Here is a 4535-nt window from a genome sequence, read left to right as displayed (position 1 = left end):
GTCACGGGCGGCATACTCCTGGCCGCCGCCGCCGTGTGGTTGCCGGCCCGCGAAACGTTCCGCCGGCCGGCCCCGGACCGCGCCTGACCTGCGGCGTTGCCGCCACCGGTCCGCCGGGCACGTGCCTCAGCCATGACCTTGTCCCGGACCGTGCACGGGACGCTGTCCAGGACCTTCCGGTCAGCGTCGGCCGCCGCCCTTGGCTAAGCTGGGGGCACGTGCTACAAACTTCCGGAGGTAATCCCCCATGGCCAAATTCGACTCTTCCCCTGGGAAAGCCGAAAGCCCCGACCCCGCCCAACCCGCCGACGCGGGAGCCGACGCGCGAGCCAACACAGGAGCCAACGCAGGAAAGAGCGCGGGCAACAGGAAGCGCGCAGGGCTGATCGCCGGCGCAGGAATTGTCGCCGTCGCCGCAGCAGTACTGGTTCCCCTCGCCCTCGGAAACCCGACCCCGGCACCGCCGGCCGCTTCTTCCCCCGCCGCCCAGTCAGCCCCGGCACCCGCCCCGGCCGAGGTGGGACCGCCCGTCACCTATTACGCACAGCCGGGTCCGCCGGCCGGCTCGCCGCTGGAAAAGGTTGAGCCCCTCAAGGTCGATGTCTCCAATGACCTCGTGGGCACCTCCCTGAACAAGGGCATGACCGGAATTTCCCTGGAGGCCACGGATCTGGCCGATCCCGACCTCAGCAGCGACAACACGTCGATGGTCAAGCTGCTCAAGGAGATCGACCAGCCGGTCCTGCGTTTCGGCGGCAACGCCGTGGACCGGCGCTTTTTCTGGACCTCCAGCGGCGAGGCCGTCCCCGCCGACTACAAGGGCGACAAGACGCACCCGGTCAAGGCCGTGGGCCCGGCAGACTTGGTCCGGCTCAAGACCCTGCTGGACGCCGGCGACGCCAGGGTCAGCCTCACAGTGGATCTGGGCCACTACAACCCGGCGCGGGCTGCGGATATGGCCAAGAACGCCTCGGCGGTCCTCGGCGACCGGCTGCTGAGCATCACCGTGGGCAATGAGCCCAACGGCTTCGTGTTCAACGATGTGAAGTCCGGCAGCGGCTACAGCCTGGATCAGTACATTCGGGAATTGAAGGACTACGCCAACGCGATCTATGCAGTGGCGCCGAACGTGCCCATCTCCGGCCCGGGCGCGTACGACCAAAAGTGGTGGCAGCCGTTCGTCGATGCGGACCTCCCGCAGAAGAAAATCCTGACGTTCCACCACTACCCGCTCTCCAACTGTGACGGCGGCCTGCCCCAGGACTCGCCTACGTTGGCAAACGCGATGAGCCGAACGATGCATGACCGTGCCGTCAACTACCAGAAGGCGGCCCTCGCGGTGGGTCAGGCCGCGGGCCTGGAAACCTGGATTCCGGAAACCGGGATCTCGGCCTGCCCCGGCTCCAATGAGACCTCCCGTACCCACGCATCTGCGCTGTGGGCGGCAGACTATGCCCTCACCGCCGCCCAGCTGGGCATCACCCGAATCGGCTTCCACAGCTCGTTGCTGACGTGCAAAGGCGGCCCGCCCCTGTCCGCCATCTGCAGCGCCGGAGCCTACCCGTTCGGCAATGGCCAGATGTCCGGCCGGGCCAACTTCTTCGGCATCTCCATGGTGGCCGAGCTCGAGGCCGGCAAGTTCATGAAAGTGAACAGCTCCGGCGGCGGCCCGGCGTTCAGCTATGCGCTGCAGAACGCGGACGGCAGCACCAGCGTGGTGATCGTCAACGAAAACAACCCCGAAAAGTCCGCGCAGACTTTAGTCACCTTGAACCTGCCGGGCAAACCGGTCACCGGGACCATGACCCAGCTCAGCGGCCCCAGCTACGCAGCCGAAAACCAGACTGTCATCGACGGCGCCAAGACCGAGCCCAAGCCCCTCGCCAAGCGCGCCACGGTGCCGGGGTTCGCGTACAAGTCCCAGACCCAGCAGTTCAAGCTGACGGCCGGCACAGTGACGGTCCTGACCTTCAAGTACTAGCCACTCGAACAAGGAGTGCCCCGGTCCTGTCTGAACTGGCCAGACAGGACCGGGGCACTCTTTTCGTTGGGGTGCGTGCTAGTTCAGCAGCGCGTCCACGAAACCTTCGGCGTCGAACGGCGCGAGGTCGTCGGCGCCTTCGCCCAGCCCGATCAGCTTCACCGGGACTCCGAGGGATTTCTGGATGGCGACGACGATGCCGCCCTTGGCGGTGCCGTCCAGCTTGGTCAGGACGATTCCGGTGATGTTCACGACCTCGGAGAACACCCGGGCCTGGTTGAGTCCGTTCTGGCCGGTGGTGGCGTCCAGGACCAGCAGCACCTCGTCCACCTCGGCCAGCTTTTCGATGACCCGCTTGACCTTGCTGAGCTCGTCCATGAGGCCCACCTTGTTCTGCAGGCGCCCCGCGGTGTCGATCATGACGACGTCGACTTCCTGGTCGATGCCGGCCTTGACGGCCTCGTAGGCCACCGAGGCCGGGTCCGCGCCGTCGATGTCCGACTTCACGGTGGGCACGCCGACGCGCTGGCCCCAGGTGGCCAGCTGCTCGGCGGCGGCGGCGCGGAAGGTGTCCGCCGCGCCCAGCAGCACGTCCTTGTCCTCGGCCACGAGCACGCGGGCCAGCTTGCCCACGGTGGTGGTCTTGCCAACGCCGTTGACGCCGACAACCATCATGACGGCGGGCTTGTCGCCGTGGCGCTCGACGTTCAGGCTCCGGTCCATGGTCGGATCCACGAGCTTGATGAGTTCCTCCCGGAGCAGGGCCTTGACGTGCTCAGGGTCCCGCGTGCCCATCACCTTGACGCGTTCGCGGAGCGAGTCCACGAGCTGCATGGTCGGTTCGGTGCCGAGATCGGCCAGCAGCAGGGTTTCCTCGACTTCATCCCAGACGTTTTCATCGATCTTGTCCGCCGAGAGCAGGGCCAGGAGCCCCTTGCCCAGGATGTTGTTGGACTTGACCAGCCGCTCGCGCAGCCGCATCAGCCGCCCGGCCACCGGCAGCGGGGTTTCCACCGGGACGGTTTCCAGCCCGGCTGCGTCGTCCGGAACTTCGAGGGTTGGTTCTTCGAGTTCGACGCCGTCCGGCGAGGTCCGTGCCGGTGCCGGCGCCTGCGCGGGACGGTCCTCCACAAGGGTTCCGGCTCCCGGGGCCTGCACGGGGTCGTTTGCGTCACGCGGGCCGGTGTAGGTCTTGGCGCTCTTCCGGGTCTTCATGAGCACCGGGATCAGCACACCGAGGACCACCAGGACAGCGAAAATGGGCAGAATGATGGGGAGGATATCGTTCACTCCCCTAGCTTCTCACAAACCCCAAATGGGCCGTGGCCAGCGCTTTTGTTGCGCGCGGACGCCGTCGTGCCGGGACCTGGACGTTTGCCTAGATCTCCGCACTGAGCCGCTGGCTGATCACCGTGGAGACTCCGTCGCCGCGCATTGTGACGCCATAGAGGGCGTCGGCGACTTCCATGGTTCGTTTCTGGTGCGTGATGACGATCAGCTGGCTGGATTCGCGGAGTTCTTCGAAGATGGTGATGAGCCGGCCCAGGTTGGTGTCATCAAGCGCGGCCTCGACCTCGTCCATGACGTAGAAGGGAGAGGGCCGTGCCTTGAAGATGGCCACCAGCAGCGCCACGGCCGTCAGGGAGCGTTCGCCGCCGGAAAGCAGCGAGAGCCGCTTGATTTTCTTGCCGGCCGGGCGGGCTTCGACCTCGATGCCGGTGGTGAGCATGTCGGTGGGGTCGGTCAGGACCAGCCGGCCCTCGCCGCCGGGGAACAGCCGGGCGAAGACGCGGACAAACTGCCGGGAGGTGTCCTCGAACGCCTCGGCGAAGACCTTCTGGACGCGGTCGTCGACTTCCTTGATGATGTCCAGCAGGTCTTTGCGGCTGGACTTCAGGTCTTCGAGCTGGCTGCTGAGGAACTGGTGGCGCTCCTCAAGCGCGGCGAACTCCTCGAGCGCCAGCGGGTTGACCTTCCCCAGGGCCGCGAGGTCGCGTTCGGCGCGCTTGAGCCGTTTTTCCTGTTCCGCACGGACGAAGGGCTTGCCGTCGGAAATCTCGCGTCCGTCCTCGTCCACCGGGGCGCGCAGTGCGGCCCATTTGTCCGCCGAGTCGCCGGCAGGGACCGGGACGGGCAGGTCCGGTCCGTAGTCGGCCACGAGCTGCCCGGCAGTCAGCCCGAGCTCCTCCACACTCTTCAGTTCCAGCGCCTCGATCCGCAGCCGCTGCTGCGTGCGGGCGAGCTCGTCGCGGTGCACGGAGTCGGTGAGTTCGGCCAGTTCTCGGGCCAGCGCGTCGTTGCCGCTGCGGACCCCGGCCAGTTCAAGGTCCATGGCGTCCTTGCGTTCCTCGGCACTGTCCCGCTCGCGGCGCGCCAGTTCCACGGACACGTCGATGAATCCGATGACCTGCTGCACGGCGACGCCGAGCGCAACGCCCGCCAGGCCCAGGACGCCCTCCTGTCCCACATCGATGTTGATCCGGCGCGCGTCCATGTGCCCGGCTCCACCGATGACTTCGACAGCCCGGACGACGCCGCGGACGACTATGCCCGG

At 66.9% G+C, this 4535-nt stretch carries 3 protein-coding genes; 1 reads left to right on the top strand and 2 read right to left on the bottom strand.

Annotated elements, in window-relative coordinates:
• The first annotated feature begins 247 nt into the window (after nucleotides 1-247).
• Entirely contained in the window at nucleotides 248-1981 is a 1734-nt protein-coding gene (locus Y706_RS0112435; RefSeq protein WP_253906779.1) for a hypothetical protein, read from the top strand.
• Between the two features lie 78 nt (nucleotides 1982-2059).
• Here the strand turns inward: Y706_RS0112435 and ftsY are convergent, their stop codons facing one another.
• A complete protein-coding gene (gene ftsY / locus Y706_RS0112430; protein WP_028276845.1) occupies nucleotides 2060-3271 on the bottom strand; it encodes a signal recognition particle-docking protein FtsY in 1212 nt (403 codons plus the stop codon).
• Between the two features lie 88 nt (nucleotides 3272-3359).
• On the bottom strand, nucleotides 3360-4535 hold a 1176-nt coding region (locus tag Y706_RS28170), incomplete at its 5' end, for an AAA family ATPase (protein WP_028276844.1).

Origin of the sequence: Arthrobacter sp. I3 (assembly GCF_000520575.1) — a bacterium.
GTDB lineage: Bacteria > Actinomycetota > Actinomycetes > Actinomycetales > Micrococcaceae > Arthrobacter > Arthrobacter humicola_A.
Note: the sequence above shows the minus strand (reverse complement) of the source record. Positions and strands in the feature narration are given on the sequence as shown.